Source organism: Falsirhodobacter deserti, from assembly GCF_004015795.1.
Lineage (GTDB): Bacteria > Pseudomonadota > Alphaproteobacteria > Rhodobacterales > Rhodobacteraceae > Falsirhodobacter > Falsirhodobacter deserti.
Genome location: NZ_ML137218.1, coordinates 2,229,501 through 2,249,400, shown reverse-complemented (window position 1 = coordinate 2,249,400; position 19,900 = coordinate 2,229,501). Strand labels below are relative to the sequence as shown.

Annotated in this window: 21 protein-coding genes; 9 read left to right on the top strand and 12 right to left on the bottom strand. The window is 65.0% G+C overall.

Translation table 11 applies throughout. The features are described from left to right. The first annotated feature begins 5 nt into the window (after nt 1-5). The 4 genes from JX25_RS11325 to addA are packed head-to-tail and all read left to right on the top strand — an operon-like array spanning nt 6 to nt 7,795. Nucleotides 6-1,007: an aminoglycoside phosphotransferase family protein gene (locus tag JX25_RS11325; RefSeq protein WP_421780814.1), complete on the top strand. Its 1,002-nt coding sequence runs from the start codon at nt 6-8 to the stop codon at nt 1,005-1,007. Then, the gene (locus JX25_RS11320) at nt 995-1,654 is read left to right on the top strand and encodes a nucleotidyltransferase family protein (RefSeq protein WP_128255082.1); all 660 of its coding nucleotides are present in this window, start codon (nt 995-997) and stop codon (nt 1,652-1,654) included. The genes JX25_RS11325 and JX25_RS11320 overlap by 13 nt, the downstream gene beginning before the upstream one ends. Further along, nucleotides 1,647-4,535, top strand: a complete 2,889-nt coding sequence (addB, locus tag JX25_RS11315; RefSeq protein ID WP_128255081.1) for a double-strand break repair protein AddB — start codon at nt 1,647-1,649, stop codon at nt 4,533-4,535. The genes JX25_RS11320 and addB overlap by 8 nt, the downstream gene beginning before the upstream one ends. Then, nucleotides 4,532-7,795: a double-strand break repair helicase AddA gene (gene addA / locus JX25_RS11310; protein WP_128255080.1), complete on the top strand. Its 3,264-nt coding sequence runs from the start codon at nt 4,532-4,534 to the stop codon at nt 7,793-7,795. The genes addB and addA overlap by 4 nt, the downstream gene beginning before the upstream one ends. Here the strand turns inward: addA and rfbA are convergent. Genes rfbA through rfbC form a run of 4 tightly spaced genes read right to left on the bottom strand, consistent with a single transcriptional unit; the run spans nt 7,777 to nt 11,097 of the window. Further along, the gene (rfbA, locus tag JX25_RS11305; RefSeq protein WP_128255079.1) at nt 7,777-8,649 is read right to left on the bottom strand and encodes a glucose-1-phosphate thymidylyltransferase RfbA; all 873 of its coding nucleotides are present in this window, start codon (nt 8,647-8,649) and stop codon (nt 7,777-7,779) included. The two genes, addA and rfbA, sit on opposite strands and share 19 nt — an antisense overlap. Continuing rightward, nucleotides 8,646-9,497, bottom strand: a complete 852-nt coding sequence (rfbD, locus tag JX25_RS11300; protein ID WP_128255078.1) for a dTDP-4-dehydrorhamnose reductase — start codon at nt 9,495-9,497, stop codon at nt 8,646-8,648. The genes rfbA and rfbD overlap by 4 nt, the downstream gene beginning before the upstream one ends. After that, nucleotides 9,494-10,534, bottom strand: a complete 1,041-nt coding sequence (gene rfbB / locus JX25_RS11295) for a dTDP-glucose 4,6-dehydratase (protein WP_128255077.1) — start codon at nt 10,532-10,534, stop codon at nt 9,494-9,496. Before rfbB ends, rfbD begins: the two co-directional genes overlap by 4 nt. Beyond that, complete coding sequence (rfbC, locus tag JX25_RS11290; RefSeq protein WP_128255076.1) at nt 10,531-11,097, bottom strand: dTDP-4-dehydrorhamnose 3,5-epimerase; 567 nt, start codon at nt 11,095-11,097, stop codon at nt 10,531-10,533. Before rfbC ends, rfbB begins: the two co-directional genes overlap by 4 nt. A 124-nt stretch (nt 11,098-11,221) precedes the next feature. On the opposite strand from rfbC, the gene trxA reads away from it, so the two are divergent. Both trxA and hslV read left to right on the top strand, forming a co-directional pair. Beyond that, nucleotides 11,222-11,542, top strand: coding sequence for a thioredoxin (trxA, locus tag JX25_RS11285; RefSeq protein WP_128255075.1), 321 nt, complete (start codon nt 11,222-11,224; stop codon nt 11,540-11,542). A 151-nt stretch (nt 11,543-11,693) separates the two neighbouring features. Continuing rightward, nucleotides 11,694-12,254, top strand: coding sequence for an ATP-dependent protease subunit HslV (hslV, locus tag JX25_RS11280; protein WP_128255074.1), 561 nt, complete (start codon nt 11,694-11,696; stop codon nt 12,252-12,254). A 4-nt stretch (nt 12,255-12,258) separates the two neighbouring features. On the opposite strand, the gene JX25_RS11275 is transcribed toward hslV, so the two are convergent. After that, nucleotides 12,259-12,741 carry a pyridoxamine 5'-phosphate oxidase family protein gene (locus JX25_RS11275; RefSeq protein ID WP_128255073.1) on the bottom strand — a complete coding sequence of 161 codons (483 nt, stop codon included), beginning with the start codon at nt 12,739-12,741 and terminating at the stop codon, nt 12,259-12,261. Between the two features lie 76 nt (nt 12,742-12,817). On the opposite strand from JX25_RS11275, the gene hslU reads away from it, so the two are divergent. Continuing rightward, on the top strand, nt 12,818-14,116 hold the full coding sequence (gene hslU / locus JX25_RS11270; RefSeq protein WP_128255072.1) for an ATP-dependent protease ATPase subunit HslU: 1,299 nt from the start codon (nt 12,818-12,820) through the stop codon (nt 14,114-14,116). Here the strand turns inward: hslU and JX25_RS11265 are convergent. From JX25_RS11265 to JX25_RS11255, 3 genes are all read right to left on the bottom strand, one after another. Then, nucleotides 14,104-14,583, bottom strand: a complete 480-nt coding sequence (locus tag JX25_RS11265) for a DUF2938 domain-containing protein (protein WP_128255071.1) — start codon at nt 14,581-14,583, stop codon at nt 14,104-14,106. The two genes, hslU and JX25_RS11265, sit on opposite strands and share 13 nt — an antisense overlap. A gap of 52 nt (nt 14,584-14,635) precedes the next feature. Continuing rightward, nucleotides 14,636-15,217 (bottom strand): Smr/MutS family protein, encoded by a 582-nt coding sequence (locus tag JX25_RS11260; RefSeq protein ID WP_128255070.1) that lies wholly within the window; start codon nt 15,215-15,217, stop codon nt 14,636-14,638. A gap of 61 nt (nt 15,218-15,278) precedes the next feature. Further along, nucleotides 15,279-15,944: a Tim44/TimA family putative adaptor protein gene (locus JX25_RS11255; RefSeq protein WP_128255069.1), complete on the bottom strand. Its 666-nt coding sequence runs from the start codon at nt 15,942-15,944 to the stop codon at nt 15,279-15,281. Between the two features lie 102 nt (nt 15,945-16,046). Between JX25_RS11255 and JX25_RS11250 the strand changes: the two genes are divergently transcribed. Next, nucleotides 16,047-16,490, top strand: coding sequence for an FxsA family protein (locus tag JX25_RS11250; protein ID WP_128255068.1), 444 nt, complete (start codon nt 16,047-16,049; stop codon nt 16,488-16,490). Nucleotides 16,491-16,533: 43 nt separating this feature from the next. Beyond that, complete coding sequence (gene secB, locus JX25_RS11245) at nt 16,534-17,040, top strand: protein-export chaperone SecB (RefSeq protein WP_128255067.1); 507 nt, start codon at nt 16,534-16,536, stop codon at nt 17,038-17,040. On the opposite strand, the gene dnaQ is transcribed toward secB, so the two are convergent. From dnaQ to JX25_RS11225, 4 genes are read right to left on the bottom strand one after another with little or no spacing between them, the layout of a single operon-like run. After that, the gene (gene dnaQ, locus JX25_RS11240) at nt 17,037-17,720 is read right to left on the bottom strand and encodes a DNA polymerase III subunit epsilon (RefSeq protein WP_128255066.1); all 684 of its coding nucleotides are present in this window, start codon (nt 17,718-17,720) and stop codon (nt 17,037-17,039) included. The genes secB and dnaQ overlap by 4 nt on opposite strands. Beyond that, nucleotides 17,713-18,279, bottom strand: a complete 567-nt coding sequence (gene coaE / locus JX25_RS11235) for a dephospho-CoA kinase (RefSeq protein ID WP_128255065.1) — start codon at nt 18,277-18,279, stop codon at nt 17,713-17,715. Before coaE ends, dnaQ begins: the two co-directional genes overlap by 8 nt. Next, entirely contained in the window at nt 18,276-19,106 is an 831-nt protein-coding gene (locus tag JX25_RS11230) for a shikimate dehydrogenase (RefSeq protein ID WP_128255064.1), read from the bottom strand. The genes coaE and JX25_RS11230 overlap by 4 nt, the downstream gene beginning before the upstream one ends. Then, complete coding sequence (locus tag JX25_RS11225; protein WP_128255063.1) at nt 19,099-19,698, bottom strand: Maf family protein; 600 nt, start codon at nt 19,696-19,698, stop codon at nt 19,099-19,101. Before JX25_RS11225 ends, JX25_RS11230 begins: the two co-directional genes overlap by 8 nt. Between the last annotated feature and the right edge of the window lie 202 nt (nt 19,699-19,900).

Sequence of the window (19,900 nt, the reverse complement as noted above, 5' to 3'; positions counted from 1 at the left end):
CGCGGCTGGACGGTCCGGCACCGCTGATCGCGCGGCTGCGCGCCCGGCAGGCCGAAGCCATGCTGCAGGCCGCAGGGTGGGCCGAAGCGGATCGGGAAGCACTGGCAGGCGATGCCTCGGCCCGTAGCTATAAGCGGCTGCGGCGGGGGGATGACACGGCCATTCTGATGGATGCCCCGCCGCGCAATGGCGATGATGCAGGCGATTTCGCCGATATCGCACGCCACCTGCTGGGGCTTGGACTGTCGGCCCCCCGCATCTTCGCAGAGGATCTTCCACGGGGTTTCCTTCTGCTGGAGGACCTTGGCGATGACCTTTACACCCGCCTTCTGGCCGAAAGCCCCAAGCAGGAGGCAGAGCTTTACGCCGCCGCGACCGATGTGCTGACCCGACTGCAAGCAGCACCTGCGCCCGAAGGCCTGCCGGATCTTTCCGCGCAGGACTGGGCAGAGGCAGCTGGGATCGCATTCGACTGGTACCAACGCTGCGCCACGGGGCAGGCGGGCGATGCGACTGCGGCCGTCGCTGCGCTGCATCGTGCGATCGTGGCACATGCCGACGGCCCGCGCGTGATCATCCTGCGCGACTACCATTCGCCCAACCTGCTGTGGCTGCCGCAGCGGAAGGAGGAGGCACGCGTCGGCCTGCTGGATTTCCAGCTGGCGCAGATGGGACAGCGGGGATACGACCTCGTATCGCTTTTGCAGGACCCGCGCCGCGACGTGAATCTGGCAACCGAGGAGGCGATGATCCACCGCTTCGACCCCTCGAACACGTTCCGCGCCGAATATGCCGTTCTGGGTGCCCAGCGCAGCCTGCGCATCCTTGGCGTGTTTTCGCGGCTGGTGGCGTTGGGCAAGCCTGCCTATCTGCCACTGATCCCACGCGTCTGGGGCCATTTGCGCCGCAACATGGCGCATCCCGCGCTGGCCGAACTTGCCGCGGTGCTGGATCTTCCCGCCCCGTCGGCCGACATTCTGGACAGGATCGCCCAATGCCGCCCCTGATGCTGTTTGCCGCCGGTCTGGGCACCCGCATGGGCGCGTTGACCGCGGATTGCCCGAAACCCATGATCAACGTGGCAGGCCGCCCGCTGATCGATCACGCGCTGTCCGTCGCGCGTGATGCTGGGGTGAGGCGCATCGTCGTCAACACCCACTATCTTCCGGACCGGATCACCGCTTACCTGCCGCCCGACATCGCCGTCAGCCATGAACCCGACCTTCTGGAAACCGGCGGCGGCCTTCGGGCCGCACTGCCCCTGTTGGGCGAAGGGCCGGTGATGACGCTGAACACCGATGCGGTCTGGACGGGGGTGAACCCGCTGACCCAGCTGATGAATGCATGGGATCCGGAGCGCATGGATGCGCTGCTGCTGCTGCTGCCGGCCAGCCGGGCCACCGGCTATCGCGGCTCGGGGGATTTCCACCTTGGGGTGCCTTTGGCGCGGGGCGGGGACCACGCCTATCTTGGCGCGCAGATCCTGAAGCCGGGCGGGCTGAACGGCATCGCCCAGCGCGCCTTTTCGCTGAACGTTCTGTGGGACCGGATGATCGGGGAAGGCCGCCTGCACGGCATCGTGCATGATGGCGGCTGGTGCGACGTGGGACGGCCCGAAAGCATCCCCATGGCCGAGGCGCTGCTTCATGGCTGAGGTTTCCGCCGTTCCGCTGGGCGTCGATTTCCCGTCCGCGCTGGTAAGGGGGCTTCTGGCCCGCATGGAAGGCCAGCCCCCCGAGGCGATGGCGAAGGTTCGCCTGTTCCTGAACACCGCGCGGATGCGGCGGCGGGTGGTGGATATCCTGACGGCAAGGGGGGCGCGCCTTCTGCCCCGCATCCACCTGCTGGGTGATTTGCCCGCCCTTGTGCCCGACCTGCCCGATGCGATCCCGCCCCTGCGCCTGCGGCTGGAACTGGCCCGGCTGATCACGGCACTGCTGAAGGCCCAGCCCGACCTTGCCCCCCGCGCCGCCACCTTCGATCTGGCCGACAGCCTCGCCACCCTTCTGGGAGAGATGGGACAGGAGGATGTCCCGCCGGAGGCGCTGGCCGCGCTGGATGTCTCGCACCACTCGGCCCACTGGGCGCGGACGCAGGCTTTCCTCTCCATCGTCGCCCCCATTTTCGCCGAACAGCCAAGTGCAGACCGCCGCCTGCGCCTTGCCGCGGTGGCGCTGGTGGCCCGCTGGCAGGCGGTTCCGCCGGACGGGCCGGTGATCATCGCCGGTTCCACCGGATCGCGCGGTGCCACGGCTTTGTTCATGCGGGGCGTGGCGCAACTGGAACAGGGGGCGCTGGTGCTGCCGGGCTTTGACCGCGACCTGCCCCTGCCGGTCTGGGACAGCCTGACCGATGCACTGACCGCCGAGGATCATCCCCAGTACCGGTTCCACCGCCTGCTGCGCGATCTGGACCTGACGCCTGCGGATGTAACCGACTGGACCGATGACGCGCCGGTTGCGCCGGTGCGCAACCGGCTGATCTCTCTTTCGCTGCGGCCCGCGCCGGTGACGGATCAGTGGCTTTCGGAAGGGCGGCACATTGGCTGCCTGCGCAAGGCGTCAGAGGGCATGACACTGATCGAGGCGCCGCGCCCCCGCTTGGAAGCGCAGGCGATCGCGCTGATCCTGCGCAAGGCGGCCGAGGATGGGCAGCGCGCGGCCCTCATCTCTCCGGATCGGGGGCTGACGCGGATGGTGGCGGCGGCGCTGGACCGTTGGGGCATCATACCCGACGATTCCGCGGGGGAACCGCTTCAGCAAACGGCCGCAGGCCGCCTGTTCCGCCACCTTGCCCATCTTCCGGGCCGCCGCCTCACGCCCGAGGCACTGCTGACGCTGCTGAAGCATCCCTTGGCGGCCACGGGGGCGGACCGCGGTAACCACCTGCGCTGGACGCGGGATCTGGAACTGCATCTGCGCCGCAACGGCCCGCCCTTCCCCACCTCGGAGGATCTGGTGGCCTGGGCCGAAGCCCGCCCCGCCGATGGCGTGACAGAGTGGGCGGCATGGATCGGCCGAACGCTTGACGGGCTGGAGATGGTGGGCACCCGCAGCCTTGCCGCGCATCTGGAACATCACCTTGCCGTGGCCGAGCGGCTGGCTGCAGGGCCCGGATCGGATGGAAGCGGCAGCCTTTGGGATGGCGCCGCAGGGGAAGCCGCCCTGCGCGTCATCGGCGATCTGCGCGCCGAGGCGGAGCATGGCGGAGAGATGGGGCCCGCCGACTATGCCGAACTGTTCGACAGCGTGCTGTCGCGCGGTGAGGTTCGCGAAACGGTTGCCGCCCATCCGCGCATCATGATCTGGGGCACGCTGGAGGCACGGGTGCAGGGCGCCGACCTTGTGATCCTTGGCGGGCTGAACGATGGCATCTGGCCTGCCTTGCCCGATCCGGACCCGTGGCTGAACCGGCAGATGCGGCTTCAGGCGGGGCTGCTGCTGCCGGAACGGCAGATCGGTCTGTCCTCGCACGATTACCAGCAGGCGGTTGCCTTGCCCGAGGTGGTGCTGTCCCGCGCCACCCGCGATGCCGAGGCGGAGACAGTGCCCTCGCGCTGGCTGAACCGCCTTCAGAACCTTATGGAGGGCCTTCCGGCGCAGAACGGCCCCGCCGCCCTGGCCGAGATGCGCACAAAGGGTCGCGCATGGCTGGATCTGGCCGCACAGCTGGAAGCGCCGGGCGATCCGGTGCCGCTGGCAAAGCGCCCCGCACCGCGCCCGCCGGTGGAGGTCCGTCCGCGCCAGCTGGCCGTGACCGGCATCCGCACGCTGATCCGCGATCCTTATGCCATCTATGCCCGCCATGTGCTGCGGCTGAAGCCGCTTGATCCGCTGCGGCAAACGCCGGATGCCCGGCTGCGCGGGTCGGTCCTGCACCGCATTCTGGAAACCTTTGTGCGCGACGGGGGCGACCCGACCCATGCACGCCTGATGGCCACCGCCGCGCAGGTGCTGGCCGAGGATGTGCCGTGGCCCGCAGCCCGGGCCCTGTGGCTGGCGCGGATGGAACGCGCGGCCGAGTTCTTCCTTGCGCTGGAGCGATCCTCGGATGCCGAGCCTGTATGGCTGGAAGAATCCGGCGGCGTTCCGGTGGAGCCGCTGGATTTCCGCCTGACGGCCCGCCCCGACCGGATCGACCGGCTGCCCGACGGCACGCTGCACATCGTGGATTACAAGACCGGAACCCCGCCCACGCAAAAACAGCAGGCCGCCTTCGAAAAGCAACTGCTGCTTGAAGCGGCTATGGCCGAACGCGGCGGCTTCAAGGCGCTGGGGCCGACACCGGTTTCCCGCGTCAGCTATATCGGGTTGGGAACGAAACCGAAGATAGAGGCGACCGAAATCACGGAGCAGATTCTGGGGCAGGTCTGGGAACAGCTTCATGCGCTGGTCGGGCAGTACATGAACCGGGGTCAGGGCTATTCCGCCCGCCGCGCCGTGTTCGAGGATCGGATGGCGGGCGATTACGATCACCTTGCGCGGTTCGGGGAATGGGAAATGCAGGATCCTTCCGTACCGGAGGATGTGGGATGAAGATGGACGACGCCACCCTTCGGCAGGTGACGGCCGCGCGGCCCGATGCCTCCACTTGGCTCTCGGCCAATGCGGGCTCCGGCAAGACGCGCGTGCTGACCGATCGCGTGGCGCGGCTGCTGCTGGCCGACGTGTCCCCCCAGCGCATCCTGTGCCTGACCTATACCAAGGCCGCCGCGACCGAGATGCAGAACCGCCTGTTCCGCCGCCTTGGCGAATGGGCGATGCTGGAAGATGCCGCCCTGACCGAGGCGCTGTCGCAGCTTGGCGTGGGGGCGATGGCCCCCGACACGCTGGCCAAGGCGCGTCGGTTGTTCGCGCGCGCTATCGAAACGCCCGGCGGGCTGCGGATCCAGACGATCCACTCGTTCTGCGCGACGCTGCTGCGGCGCTTTCCGCTGGAGGCGGGCGTTTCGCCCAGCTTCACCGAAATGGACGACCGCGCCGCCGCCCTTCTGCGCGAGGACATCATCGAGGAGATGGCTGACCGCCTTGCCCCCGATGCGGTGGAAACGCTGGCCCGCGCCTTCACGGGAACCGATTTCGCCGATCTTTCCGCCCAGATCGCCAGCCAGCGCGACGGGCTTGTGCCGCCCATGACCGAGGCGCAGATCCGTACCGCCTGCGGGCTGGCCGAAGGGATGGATGCCGACATCCTTCTTTCCCGCGTTTTCCTTGGAGGGGAGGCGGAGTGGCTGGCGCAGGTGGCCGACATCATGGCTGCAGGCAGCGCCACCGATGTCAGGAACGCGCCGAAACTTCGCATCGCACCCGACATGGCCGGCCTTGCCGCGCTGGAAGATGTGCTGCTGACGGGCTCCGGCGCGAAGGAGCCGTTCACCGCCAAGATCGGCAGCTTTCCCACCAAGGCGACGCGTGCCGCGCTTGGCCCCCTTCTGGACCGTCTGGAAGACCTGATGCGGCGGGTGGAGGAGGCGCGCCTCCAGCGCCTTGCCCTGCGGGCGGCGGAAAGAAGCTGCGCCCTGCACGCCTTTGCCGCCGTGTTCCTGCCCGAATACGACAAGCGCAAGGCCGCACGCGGCTGGCTGGACTTCGATGACCTGATCCGCCGGACTGTGCATCTGCTGACGGACCCTTCGGTGGCGCAATGGGTGCTGTTCAGGCTGGATGGCGGCATCGACCACATCCTTGTCGATGAAGCGCAGGACACCTCGCCCGAACAATGGCGCGTGATCGAGCTTCTGGCGCAGGAATTCTCCTCGGGGATGGGCGCGCGGGACGTGGAACGGACCATCTTCGTGGTGGGTGACAAGAAGCAGTCGATCTATTCGTTCCAAGGGGCGGATGTCGCGGCGTTTGACCGCATGAAGCTTCATTTCGCCGAACGCCTGGCCGAAGCGCGGCAGGGCCTGCAGGATCTGCAGCTGGAACATTCCTTCCGGTCGTCTGCCACGGTTCTGCGGCTTGTGGACCGAACATTCGATGATACCCCGCCCGAAGCGCTTGGCGGCGCGATGCGTCATATCGCCTTCCGCGACATGCCGGGCCGGGCAGAGCTTTGGCCGGTGGTCGAACCTTCCGAAACACCGGAGGACGAGGACTGGTCCAGCCCGGTCGACCTGATTTCGGACGAACATCACCATGCGCGGCTGGCAACCCGGATCGCCGATCGCATCGGCGAGATGATCCGCAAAGGCGTGCAGATTCCTGACGGGCGCGGCTTCCGTCCCTGCCATGCGGGGGATTTCCTGATCCTGGTGCGCGGGCGGGGCGGCGTGTTCAACCCATTGATCCGGGCCTGCAAGGTTGCGGGCCTGCCCATCGCAGGCGCGGACCGGCTGAAGCTGGGCGCAGAGCTTGCGGTGCGCGATCTGACGGCGCTGCTGTCCTTCCTGTCCACGCCCGAGGATGACCTGTCGCTGGCAGCCGTTCTGCGCTCTCCCCTCTTCGGGTGGAGCGAGGACCAGCTTTACCGCTTGGCCCAGCCGCGCGACGGCTATCTTTGGGCGGCCCTGCGGCACGAGGAAACGGAAGCCACCCGCATCCTGCGCGATCTGCGCAACACTTCGGATTTCCTGCGCCCTTACGACCTGATCGAACGGGTTCTGACACGCCATGACGGACGCCGCCGCCTGCTGGCCCGCCTTGGCACCGAGGCCGAGGACGGCATCGACGAGTTGCTGTCGCAGGCGCTGGCCTATGAACGGACGGACGTGCCCAGCCTGACGGGGTTCCTGTCATGGCTGACCACCGACGAGGTGGAGGTGAAGCGCCGCATGGACAGCGCGGGCCGCATGATCCGCGTGATGACCGTGCATGGCGCAAAGGGGCTGGAGGCGCCCATCGTCATCCTGCCCGACATTGCCGATCACCGCGCACAGGATCGGGACGATCTGGTGGCCGTGGAAGGCGGCACACTTTGGAAAGTCGCGCAGGCCGAGGCGCCGGCCGCCATGGCCGATGCACTCGCTTCGCGCAAGGCCGCGAGGGAGGCGGAATCGTTGCGGCTGCTTTATGTGGCCCTGACGCGCGCCCAGTGCTGGCTGATTGCGGCCGCAGCGGGCGATGTGAAACAGGAAGGCAACTGGTTCAACCTGATCCGGCAGGGAATGGAACGGGCCGGTGCCGTGGAGTATCAGGGCGGGCTTCTGCTGGAAGACGGCACTTGGCCCGAACCAAGGCCCGCGGAAGCTGCACCTGCCGCGGTTCGCACAACGCTGCCTGACTGGACGCTGCGCCATGCGGCAGATCCCGTCCATGATCCCGTGCTTCTTTCGCCGTCAAACCTTGGCGGGGCGAAGGCTCTTGCGGGAGAGGGGCAGGAGGAGGAGGCCGCCAAGTTGCGCGGAACCCGTCTGCACCTGCTTCTGGAACATCTGCCGCAGGCTGACGATCCCGCCGCCCTTGCTGCCCACCTGGTGCCGGACGATCCCGACCTTCTGGCCGAGGCGCAGGCGGTCATCGCCGCCCATCCGGCCATCTTCGCGCCCGATACGCTGGCAGAGGTGCCCATCACCGCCGATCTGTTCGGAGAGCGGCTTTACGGCACCATCGACCGGCTGATCGTGCGTGATGATCGGGTGCTGGCCATCGACTTCAAGTCGAACATGACGGTGCCGGCCGATGCCGGACAGGTGCCCGAAGGTATCCTGCGCCAGATGGGCGCTTATGCCCATGCGCTGGCGCAGGTCTGGACCGACCGGCGGGTGGAAACGGCGATCCTTTGGACGCGGGGCGGCACCTTGATGCCGCTGCCGCCAAAAGCCATCGCCGAAGCGCTTCAGCGCAGCAGGTCCTGAAGCGCCTTGCCATAGTTGGTCTTGCGGAACAGGCGGATGCGGTCGGCAAGCTGATGCTCGTCGATCCAGCCCTGCTGATAGGCGATCTCGTCCGGGCTGCCGGTTTGCAGGCCCTGACGCTCCTCCAGCGTGCGCACGAAGTTGCCGGCATCCAGAAGGCTGGCATGGGTGCCGGTGTCCAGCCAAGCATAACCGCGGCCCATCTGCTGCACCGTCAGTGCGCCATCTTCCAGATACATCTCCAGCAGGGAGGTGATCTCCAACTCTCCGCGTGCCGAAGGTTCAACCCGGCCCGCGCGTTCCGGGGCCGAGCCGTCAAGGAAGTAAAGCCCCGTGACGGCATAGTTTGACGGCGGCACGTCCGGCTTTTCGATGATCGTGCTGACGCGGCCGGTTTCATCGAAGGCCACCACGCCATACCGTTCGGGATCGGCAACATGATAGCCGAAGACGGTCCCGCCCGTGGCCTGCGCATCCGCCGCCCGCAGAAGGTTCGGCAGGCCGTGGCCGAAGAAGATGTTGTCTCCCAGAACCATTGCCGAAGGCGCGCCTGCCAGGAATTCTTCGGCGATCAGATAGGCTTGCGCCAGCCCGTCGGGGGAAGGCTGGACCAGCCACGTGATCTCGATCCCCCATTGGCTGCCATCGCCCATCAGGCGCTGGAACTGGTCCTGATCCTGGGGCGTCGTGATGATCGCAATCTCGCGGATGCCGGTCAGCATCAGCACCGACAGCGGGTAATAGATCATCGGCTTGTCATAAAGCGGCAGCAGCTGCTTGGACACGCCCATGGTGATGGGATAAAGCCGCGTGCCCGAGCCGCCTGCCAGAATGATACCCTTGCGTGTCGTCATTTCACCGCTCCCAACTCGTCCAGCACATCTTGCAGGCCGACACGCCAATCGGGGCGCGTCAGGCCGAAGGCGGCAAGGGTGCCGCATTCCATTCGTGAATTCTCAGGCCGCTTTGCCGGCGTGGGATAGGCGGAGGAGGGGATATCCTCCACCACCGCGCCAAGATCGGCACGGGTGAATATCTCGCGCGCGAAATCGGCCCAGCTTACGTCGGGCGCGCCAGACAGGTGGTAGATGCCGGTTTTTCCCGGATCCTCGGCCAGCCCCTCTGCCATGGCGATGCAGGTGGCGGCGATATCGGCGGCGGCGGTGGGCCCGCCGATCTGGTCTGCCACGACGGTCAGCTTTTCGCGTTCGGCACCCAGTCGCAGCATCGTCTTGACGAAGTTGTTGCCATGGGCGGAAAACACCCACGAGGTGCGCAGGATCGCATGGGTGCCTGCCGCGGCCTGCACGCCCCGTTCGCCCGCCAGCTTGGACCGGCCATAGGCGCCGATGGGCGCGGTTTCATCATCCGGCTTCCAAGGCATCGTCCCGCTGCCATCGAAGACATAGTCGGTGGAAATGTGGACAAAGGGGATGCCTTTTGCCGCGCAGACCTTCGCCATGGCCGCAGGGGCATCGCCGTTGATGACCGTGGCGGCATCTTCTTCGGCCTCGGCCTTGTCCACCGCCGTCCATGCGGCAGCGTTGATCAATGCCTTTGCATCGCTGTTCCGGATTGCGGCGGCGCAGGCTTCGGGATCGGCAAGATCGGCCTGATCGCGCGACAGGAAGGTGGCATCTGGCAAACGCCGCGCCAGTTCCCGCGCGACCTGACCCGTTTGTCCGAAGACGAGGATCTTCATGCCTTGACCCCCAGGCGCTGGCCCACGCCCTGACGTTCCTGAAGCGGACGCCACCAGGCCTCGTTCGCCAGATACCAGTCCACGGTCTTTTCCAGCCCCTGTTCCAGCGTGACGGACGGGCGCCAGCCCAGTTCCGTGCTGATGCGGGTCGGATCGATGGCATAGCGCAGGTCGTGGCCCGGCCGGTCGGTCACGAAGGTGATCTGGTCGGCATAGGGGGCGTTCTTGGGACGTTTTTCATCAAGGATGGCGCAGATGGTGCGGACGATGTCGATGTTCTTCGCCTCGTTCTCGCCGCCGATGTTGTAGCTGCGGCCAAGCTGGCCCTTCTGGACCACGGTCAGCAGCGCGTCGGCATGATCCTCCACATACAGCCAGTCGCGCACGTTTTCGCCCTTGCCATAAACGGGGATCGGCTCAGCCGCCAAGGCCTTCAGGATGACGACGGGGATCAACTTGTCGGGGAAGTGGTAAGGGCCATAGTTGTTGGAGCAGTTGGTCATCACCACCGGCAGGCCGTAGGTTTCATGCCATGCCCGCACCAGGTGATCCGATCCCGCCTTTGACGCCGAATAGGGAGAGTTCGGCGCATATGGCGTTTCTTCGGTGAATTGGCCCGTCTCGCCAAGACTTCCGAAGACTTCGTCGGTGGAGATGTGGTGGAAACGGAATGTGTCCGGCTTGCCCTGCTGCGTCCAATAGGCGCGGGCCGCTTCCAGCATGTTGAAGGTGCCGATGACATTGGTTTGCACGAAATCGCCCGGCCCGTCGATGGACCGGTCCACATGGCTTTCAGCGGCAAGGTGCATCACCGCGTCCGGCTTGTGCTGCGCGAAGATCCGGTCCAGCGCGGCACGGTCGCGGATATCGGCATGCTCGAACGCATAGTTCGGGCTTTCCGCTGCCTCGGCCACGTTATCAAGGCAGGCGGCATAGGTCAGCGCGTCAAGGTTCACGACCGAGTGGCCGTCGCGGATTGCCTGGCGCACCACGGCCGAGCCGATAAAGCCGGCCCCGCCGGTAATCAGGAGTTTCATGCATGCTCCATCGAGAAGGGAGATTCAAAATCTGCCAGCACTTGCGCGGCGGCATCCTTGTCGGACAATACGGGCGTCACGCCCTGAGGCAGCGGCCAGTCGATGCCCGCGCTGTCCCAACGCACCGCGCCATCGCATTCGGGCGCATAGTGGTCGGTACATTTATAAACGATCTCGGTATCGTCCGTCAGCGTGACGAAGCCGTGCAGGAAGCCTGCGGGAATCCAAAGCTGCTTGCCGTTCTCGAAGCTCAGCTCCGCGCCCGTCCACTGGCCATAGGTCGGGCTGCCGCGCCGCACATCCACCGCCACGTCGAACAGCGCGCCGCGCCCGCAGCGCACCAGCTTGCCCTGCGCATGGGGCGGCGACTGGAAGTGCAGACCGCGCACGGTGCCCGCCTTGGCCGACATGGAATGGTTGTCCTGCACGAAGTCCGGCAGCTCCACCCCCGCCTGTTGCAGCGTCCGCCGGTTCCAGCTTTCGGAAAAGAAACCCCGCGCATCGCCGAACCGGCGAGGGGTCAGAAGAAGAACACCCTCAAGGGTTGTTGTCTCGATCTGCATGCACCATCCTCTCGTTGCACCAAGGGATGGCCTTTCGACCTTCATCATGCAAGCAAAATGCCGGTCCTTGACGGCAAATGGTGCGGTGCCTACGTCTGATGCCAATCAGATAGGAGTTGCCCCGATGGCCACCGTTCCCGTTACCGATGCCACTTTCGATGCCGAAGTCCGTCAATCGGATATTCCCGTGATCGTGGATTTCTGGGCCGAATGGTGCGGTCCCTGCCGTCAGATCGGTCCGGCCCTGGAAGAGCTTTCGGCCGAATACGAAGGCAAGGTGAAGATCGTGAAGGTCAACGTGGACGAGAACCCCGCCAGCCCGGCCCAGCTGGGCGTTCGCGGGATCCCGGCCCTGTTCATGTTCAAGGGCGGCGAAGTCGTGTCCAACAAGATCGGTGCCGCCCCCAAGGCCGCGCTTGCCAACTGGATCCAAAGCGCGATCTGATCGCAGCGGGCGCCTTCGGGCGCCCCTTTTTCCAGCCGCACCGGCGGCACAATCCCGCACATCGCTGACCTGTGGCTTCCGCACCTGCTGCGGCGGGGTTGAGGCTGATGCTGCGCACGGCCATATACAGGCCGCAAGAAAAGGAGATCCCATGGCGGACAACCAATTTCCCGGCTGGCACGGCACCACCATCATCGGCGTGCGGCGCGGAGACGAGGTGGTGATCGCAGGCGACGGACAGGTGAGCCTTGGGCAGACCGTCATCAAGGGAACAGCCCGCAAGGTGCGCCGCTTGTCCCCCGGCGGGCGCGAAGTGATCGCGGGATTTGCGGGATCGACCGCGGATGCCTTCACCCTGCTGGAACGGCTGGAAACGAAGCTGGAGGCCTTTCCGGGCCAGCTGGCCCGCGCCAGCGTGGAACTGGCCAAGGACTGGCGGACCGACAAGTATCTGCAGAAACTGGAAGCGATGCTGATCGTGACCGACGGCACCGATCTTCTGGTCATCACCGGCGCAGGCGATGTGCTGGAGCCGGAGCATGACGTCGCCGCGATCGGCTCGGGTGGAAACTTCGCGCTGGCGGCAGCGCGCGGCCTGATGGAAACCGGCCTTCCGGCCGAGGATATCGCCCGGAAGGCCATGGCCATTGCCGCGGAAATCTGCGTTTACACCAACGGCAAGCTGACGGTGGAACGTATTGCCCGCGGCTGAAGGCCTACATCTGGACGGTGGCCTTCTTGCCCTGCGCGTCCTTCTTGGGATCGGACAGGCCAAGCGCCAGCTTGATCCCGGCAAGGGCGCTGGAACTGTCTTCCCACACCTCGGCATGGTCAGCATCGAACCGGATCACGGCCATCTTCGGGTCGTCCTTGCCGCTGTACCATGCGGCGACGTGGCTGTTCCAAAGGCGGTCGATGACGGCCCGATCCGCGGTGATGGAAATGTTGCCGTGGATGCAGGCCCAAAGGTCATGCCCCTTGGACACGTAATGGGCAAAGGCCGCGCTGCCGGCATGCGCCCGTTCCACCATGTCGTTATCCTTGGTGGTGAAGACATAAAGCGGGCCGTGATCGCCATCGGCAATGAAGGTCATCGGACGGGCATGGCCGTGTTCTGCATTGGACAGGCCCAGAAAAACCGTCGCGTGATCCTGCAGCGCCTTCCACAGTTTCTTTTCAAGTTCTGCCGGTGTCGGCATGACGCATCCTCCGTTTATTTCCCAGACAACGAAAGGGGCGCGCCCATTGTTCCGCGCGCTGCCTGAAGGAGACCCGATGACAGACCTGACCCCGAGAGAGATCGTTAGCGAACTGGACCGTTTCATCATCGGCCAGTCCAGTGCGAAACGGGCCGTGGCCGTGGCGCTGCGCAATCGCTGGCGGCGCAAGCAACTGGGCGACGACCTGCGCGACGAGGTATACCCCAAGAACATCCTGATGATCGGCCCGACCGGTGTCGGCAAGACCGAGATCAGCCGCCGTCTCGCAAAGCTTGCCCGCGCGCCCTTCCTGAAGGTGGAAGCAACGAAATTCACCGAAGTCGGATATGTCGGGCGCGACGTGGAAAGCATCATCCGCGATCTGGTGGATGCCGCCATGATCGAGACGCGCGAATGGATGCGCGAGGATGTGAAGGCCCGCGCCGCCAAGGCCGCCGAAGATCGCGTGATCGAAGCCGTTGCCGGGAAGGATGCGCGCGAACAAACGCGCGAGATGTTCCGCGCCAAGCTGAAGGCGGGCGATCTGGACAATCAGGTGATCGAGCTTGAGGTTCGCGACAATTCCAATCCCCTTGGCAACATGGACATCCCCGGCCAGCAGCCGGGCATGATGCAGCTGGGCGACATCTTCGGCAAAGCCTTTGGCGGGCGCACCATACGCAAGAAGATGACCGTCGCCGACAGCCACGACATCCTGATGAACGACGAGGCAGACAAGCTGCTGGACGACGAGGCCGTGAAGGCGGCCGCGCTGGAAGCCGTGCAGCAGAACGGCATCGTCTTCATCGACGAGATCGACAAGGTCTGCGCCCGTACCGACAGCCGCAGCGGCGATGTTTCGCGTGAAGGCGTGCAGCGCGACCTGCTGCCGCTGATCGAAGGCACCACCGTTTCCACAAAGCACGGCGCGGTGAAGACGGACCACATCCTGTTCATCGCCTCGGGCGCGTTCCATGTGGCGAAACCGTCGGACCTGCTGCCGGAACTTCAGGGCCGCCTGCCGATCCGGGTGGAACTTCAGGCGCTGACCGAGGATGACTTCGTGCGCATCCTGACCGACACCGACAACGCGCTGACACGGCAATACACCGCCCTGATGGCGACGGAAGGTGTGGAAGTGGCATTCAGCGAGGACGGCATCGCGGCGCTGGCACGCATCGCGGCCGAGGTGAACGGCTCGGTCGAGAATATCGGGGCGCGGCGGCTTTACACGGTGATCGAGCGGGTGTTCGAGGAGCTTTCCTTCACCGCCCCCGACAAGGGCGGCGAAGCCGTGACCGTCGATGCCGCCTATGTCGAGGCCAACCTTGGCACGCTGGCGCGCAGCACCGACGTGTCGCGTTACATGCTGTAAAGCAGCGCGCCGATCCACAGGCCGAAGCCGAACACGACATGTGCCGCCAGCTGCAGCCCCCGAACCGTCCAAGGGTTCGGGGCGCGGCTGGCGGCAAATCCGTTGCCCATGCCCGGCGACATGACAAGCCACCCCGCCAGCACCGTGACGACACCGACAATCAGGGCAGGTGCCAGCGTCGGCTCTTCCAGCCACTTCCTTCCCCAAATCAGCGGAATCAGCGCGGCGTAAACCACGCCGATCACGTAATGCATGATCCAGCCGATAGCGGATTCGCCTGCGATCGGATGGGGAACGGCCATGTCATCATGTCGGAACCGCCCGTGCAGCATATGCCCGAACCAGCGGCCCGGAAGGTCCCATCGCGGAGGCGCGGCCCTGCGGAGGCGCGCGACAAGCAGACCCCAGAGATCGAAGATGGCGGTTGCGATGACGCCGATGACTAGGCTGGCGGTGATGATCTGCATGAAACTCTCCTTCCGCGCCATGTTTACGGTGCGGCAGGGGCAGGGCAAGGGCCTAGCGGCGGCGCAGATAAACGTAATATGCGCCCATGCCGCCGTGTTTCAGATGCGCCTCGGCCACTTGCTGGACAAGGGGACCAAGTGGCGGCAGACGCAGCCATTGCGGCACCTGATGGCGCAGAACGCCGGTGCGGGTGGGGATGGGACCGCCTTCGTCCCGCACCTTTCCCTTGCCGGTGATCACAAGCACAAGCCGCATCCCCCGCCGGTGGCTGTCGAGGATGAAATGCACAAGCTCCGGATGTGCCTCGGCCAGAGTCATGCCGTGCAGGTCGATCCGGGCCTCGGGCGACAGCTTGCCACGCGACATGCGGGCGAACTGGCGCGCGTCCATCTTCAGGGGATGGGCGGCGATCTGTTCGCGCAGGGTGGGCGCGATGTCATGCGGACGACCGGCGGTTTTCGTTCCGATGGCGAAATCGGGCAACGGCGGCCGGTCAGCTTTCTGGGCACCCGGCGGTTGTTCCGGCTGCTGGGGGGCAGGGTTTCGGCGCGCAGGATGCATGGCATGGGCCGTTCTTGCGACCGCCTGCCACAGTTCCTCTTCTTCCGGTCTCAAGGTGCGGCGGCGTGCCATCATGCCCCCTGGCATGCAAAAGCCGCCGGCGAACCGGCGGCACAGAGGCGAAGACGCCCGCTCACTCTCCTGTGGCGACGAGGCGCCAGTTCGGATCGGGTGCGCCCATCGCCCGCTGGAAGGTCCACAGGTCGCGCTGGCGTTTCAACTCCGTTTCGCTGCCTTCGACGATTTCGCCGGCCCCGTTCTTCACCACGGTCGTCATCTCGGCCATGAAGCGGACGGTGATCTCGGCGATGCTGCTGGCTTCGGAGAAGGTCGCCTCGTTCACCGCAAGCTCGCGGATGCCAATGATGTTGGACTGGACCGTCAGGCCCTGCGCACGGCGGGCCTCCACAGCCTCCGAGAATGCCTCAAAGACGTCGGGCGTAATGAAGGAGCGGACATCCTCCAGTTCCCCGCGGTCAAAGGCTGTCAGGATCATCTCGTAAGCGCCGCGCGCGCCTGACAGGAACTCGGTGACAGAGAAGGACGGTTCCACCCGCTTCATCGCGGCAAGGGCAACTGCGCTGTCCGAACCTTCGGGCACATGGTCGGTGATGTCGCGATCAGGCCCGCCTTCGATCACCTCGAACCCGCCGCGCTGATTTGCAACCTCGGGGGTGCCGGGCTGGACGGGCGGCTTCTCGAATCCTGTGCGCGTGCCAAGAACCGACCGCAGTTTCAGGATCAGGAAGACTGCGATCGCCGCAAGGACGAGAAGCTGGATCATGGTCGAAGAGCTCATACGTTACCTCGGTCAGGGGTTTGGGATCAGCCCCGTTGTGCTTATGTAGGGATCGAGCGCGGCCGAGTCCACCGCTGCGACGCCCGAGAAAGGAGCCTTTGCATGTGGCTTTTTGCCCTGCTGATCGGCCTGCCGCTGATCGAAATCAGCCTGTTCGTCACCGTTGGTTCGGCGATCGGGCTTGGTTTGACCCTGTTGATCATCCTTGGAACCGCTGCTGGCGGCATGGCGCTGATCCGTGCGCAGGGTGGCCCGTCGCGCATGCGCGAATTCCAGGCACAGGCGGATCCGCTGTCGCCCCTTGCCCACAAGGCCATGCTGGTGGCATCCGGCAGCCTGCTGATTCTGCCCGGTTTCCTGACCGACACGCTGGGCCTTCTGCTGCTTTTGCCGCAGGTGCGCAATCTTGTGATGCGGCGGATCGCCGCGCGGGTGCGCGTGGTGCGCCCGCACCCCCCGCGCGAGACGACGATCGACGGCGAGTTCATTGACCTTGACGCCGAAAAGGCAACGCATCGCCCCCCTTCGGCGTGGACCCGGCACTGAAACTGTTGCTAGAACTGTTGCCAGAGACGCTGAGGAGAAGTCCATGACCGAAAGCAACGGCACCGCCACACCTGCACCCCAACAGGTGAAGATGCAGGCGCTGGCCCAGTATGTGCGCGACATGTCGTTCGAGAACATGGTCGCCCAGAAGGGTGTGTCCGGCACCGATGTCCAGCCTGATATCCAGGTGCAGGTGAGCCTTGATGCACGCAAGCGCCAGGCCGCCAACCAGTACGAGGTCATCACCAAGTTCAAGGTTACGTCCAAGAACAAGAACGGCGGCGAGACGCTGTTCCTGCTGGAACTGGATTATGGCGGGTTGTTCCAGATCGAAGGGGTGGCCGAGGACCAGATCCATCCATTCCTGCTGATCGAATGCCCGCGCCTGTTGTTCCCCTTCGTGCGCCGCATCATTTCCGATGTGACGCGTGATGGTGGCTTCCCGCCGCTGAACGTGGACAACGTGGACTTCCTCGCGCTGTACCGCGCCGAGCTTCAGCGCCGCGCAGCAGCCCAGCAGAACGCACCGTCCACCGACGCCGTTTCCTAACGGCGCAGCCAGATCGCGCCGTCGCCCAGCTTTTCCACGAAGGCAGCATGGGCGGCGGCTTCCGCTTCCGTTATGCGCGATGGCAGCGGCACGGAACGCGGGCGCGGACGCCAGTCGGTTTGCACGCCGGTTTCGCGCACCGGCCCGGTTGTCAGCACAAGGTCAGGCTGCCGGCCGCCGATCAGTTCCAGATACACCTCGGCCAGGATCTCGCTGTCCAGAAGCGCGCCGTGCTTCGTGCGGGAGGAGTTGTCGATGCCGAACCGGCGGCACAAGGCATCCAACGACGCAGGAGAACCGGGAAACCGCCTGCGGGCGATGGCGAGCGAGTCGATCGCCTGTGCCATCGGCAGTTCCGGCAGCCCCATCCGCTTCAGTTCATAGTTCAGGAACTTCATGTCGAAGCTGGCATTGTGGATGACCAGCTTAGCATCCCCCACGAAATCCAGAAACTCGCGTCCGATCTGTGCGAAGACGGGTTTGTCACGCAGGAAATCTTCGGAGATTCCGTGCACCTCGAACGCTTCGGTCGGCATGTTGCGTTCAGGGTTGATGTACTGGTGATAGGTTTGCCCCGTGGGCATGTGGTTCAGCAGTTCCACGCCGCCGATCTCCACGATCCGGTCGCCGGTGAAGGGATCAAGGCCAGTGGTTTCGGTATCCAGAACAATCTCACGCATGCTGCGTCAGATACCGGATGAGGGCATGGACCTGCAAGCGGGTCGCCTCGGGATCAAGCGTTTCGATGATGTGGTCGGCGCGGGCGCGCTTGTCGCGGTCCGGCATCTGGCGGGACAGGATGGTGTCCAGCATCGCTTCGGTCATGTTGGGGCGGGACAGAACGCGGGCACGCTGCAGCACCGCCGGGGCGGTGACCAGAAGTGTCCGGTCCATCTGAACGCTCTTCTCAAACAGTAGCGGGATGTCGAACACGGCCATTGGAACGCTTGGGCGGAAGGCATCGCGATCTGCGGCAACAAGCGGATGCACGATGGCTTCGATCCGGTCCAGGGCTGCGGGATCGCGCGCTATGACGGTTTTCAGCGCCATGCGATCCACGTGATCGCTTACGGCTTCCGGAAACGCTGCAGCAAGCGGGGCGACTGCCGCCCCTCCCGGCGCGTAAAGGCGGTGAACTGCGGCATCCGCATCCCAGACAGGCACCCCCGCGGCAGCAAACATCGCCGCGGTGGTCGATTTCCCCATACCGATGGAGCCGGTGAGCCCGAGACGGATCATCCCAGGACGAAGTCGCGTGTTGCGTCGTCGACCTCGGGGCGGTGGCCGAACCAACGCTCGAAACCTGGGGCGGCCTGATGCAGCAGCATGCCCAATCCGTCCACCACGGTGCAGCCCAAGGCACGCGCTTCGGCCAGAAGAGTGGTTTCAAGGGGGGCATAGACGATATCCGTCACCGTCGCCTTCGGGGACAGCGCATCCAGCGGCACGCGGAAGGCAGCCTTACCTGTCATGCCAAGCGAGGAGGTGTTCACCACCGTCATCGCATCTTCCAGCATGTTCGCGGCCTGGATCCAGTCATACACGATGACGCGGGGGCCGAAGTCCGTCCGCAGCGCCTCGGCGCGGGCACGCGTACGGTTGGCGATGCGTATCTCCGGCACACCAGCCTCGATCAGGGCAGAGACCACAGCGCGGGACGCGCCGCCGGCCCCGAACAAGGCAGCCGGCCCCGCCTTTGCATCCCAGTCGGGTGCGCCTTGGCACATGTTTTCGATAAAGCCTGCCCCGTCCGTATTATCGGCATAGATGCGGCCATCCGGCAGGAAGGTAATGGTGTTCGCAGCGCCGATCAGGGCTGCCCGGTCAGTGACGACATCGGCGATCCTGATCATCGCCTCCTTATGCGGAATTGTAACGTTAACGCCCACGAAACCCGCCTTTGGCAAAGACCGGATCACCTGTTCCAGATCCTGCCCGCCCACATCCATGGGGACATAGTGCCCCTGAAGGCCATATCGCTGCAGCCAGAAGCCATGAAGCCGTGGAGAGCGGCTGTGTGCGATGGGATGGCCGATGACACCGGCCAGCGGAATACGGTCAGCCATCGATAAATCCCCTCTGTGTCAGCCACACCAGCAGCGGCAGCAGGGGAAGGCCCATGATGGTGAACCAGTCACCCTTGATATCCGAGAACAGTCGCACGCCTTCCTCTTCCAGCCTGTAGCCTCCAGCCGAGGTGCAGACCACATCATGATTGCGCTGAAGGTAACCTTCCAGCCAGTCATCCGAGAAGGTTCGCATCGTCAGGCTGGCCTGATCCACGTGCCGCCAAACCGGCCGTGCCCCTTCATAAACCACCACGGCCGAGATGAGCTGATGCGTTTTTCCGCGCATCTGCTGCAGCATCCGGCGGGCCGAATCCAGAGAATCAGGCTTGCCGTGCACCCTGTTTTCGAAACACAGAACCTGATCGCTGCCGATCACGATGGAATCAGGATGCCGTTCGGCGATCTTGCGCGCCTTCATCTCGGCCAGCGTGTCGGCGATGTCGCGTGGTTTGGCGGCTTCCGCCTCCAATGCCAGCCTGATTGCCTCCTCATCGATGCGTGCGGGGAGGGCTTCTGCCTGCACTCCCGCGCTTGCCACAATGCGGCGACGCGAATCGGATGATGTGGCAAGAATAAGGCGATGGCTCATTGGGCGACTCTGTGGAGGAATCGGGGTCGAATCGGGCGCACGGTCTTCGGGAAAATATTCCTCATCCGGAAGGCATGGGACGACTCAGGCATTGAGTCAAGCGACCAAGGGTTATTATCCACATGTTGATATCGTGATTCGGTCTCATGTTGATAAACTTCCGAATCATCATGGATCAATAGGATATGCCCGCAGTTATCCA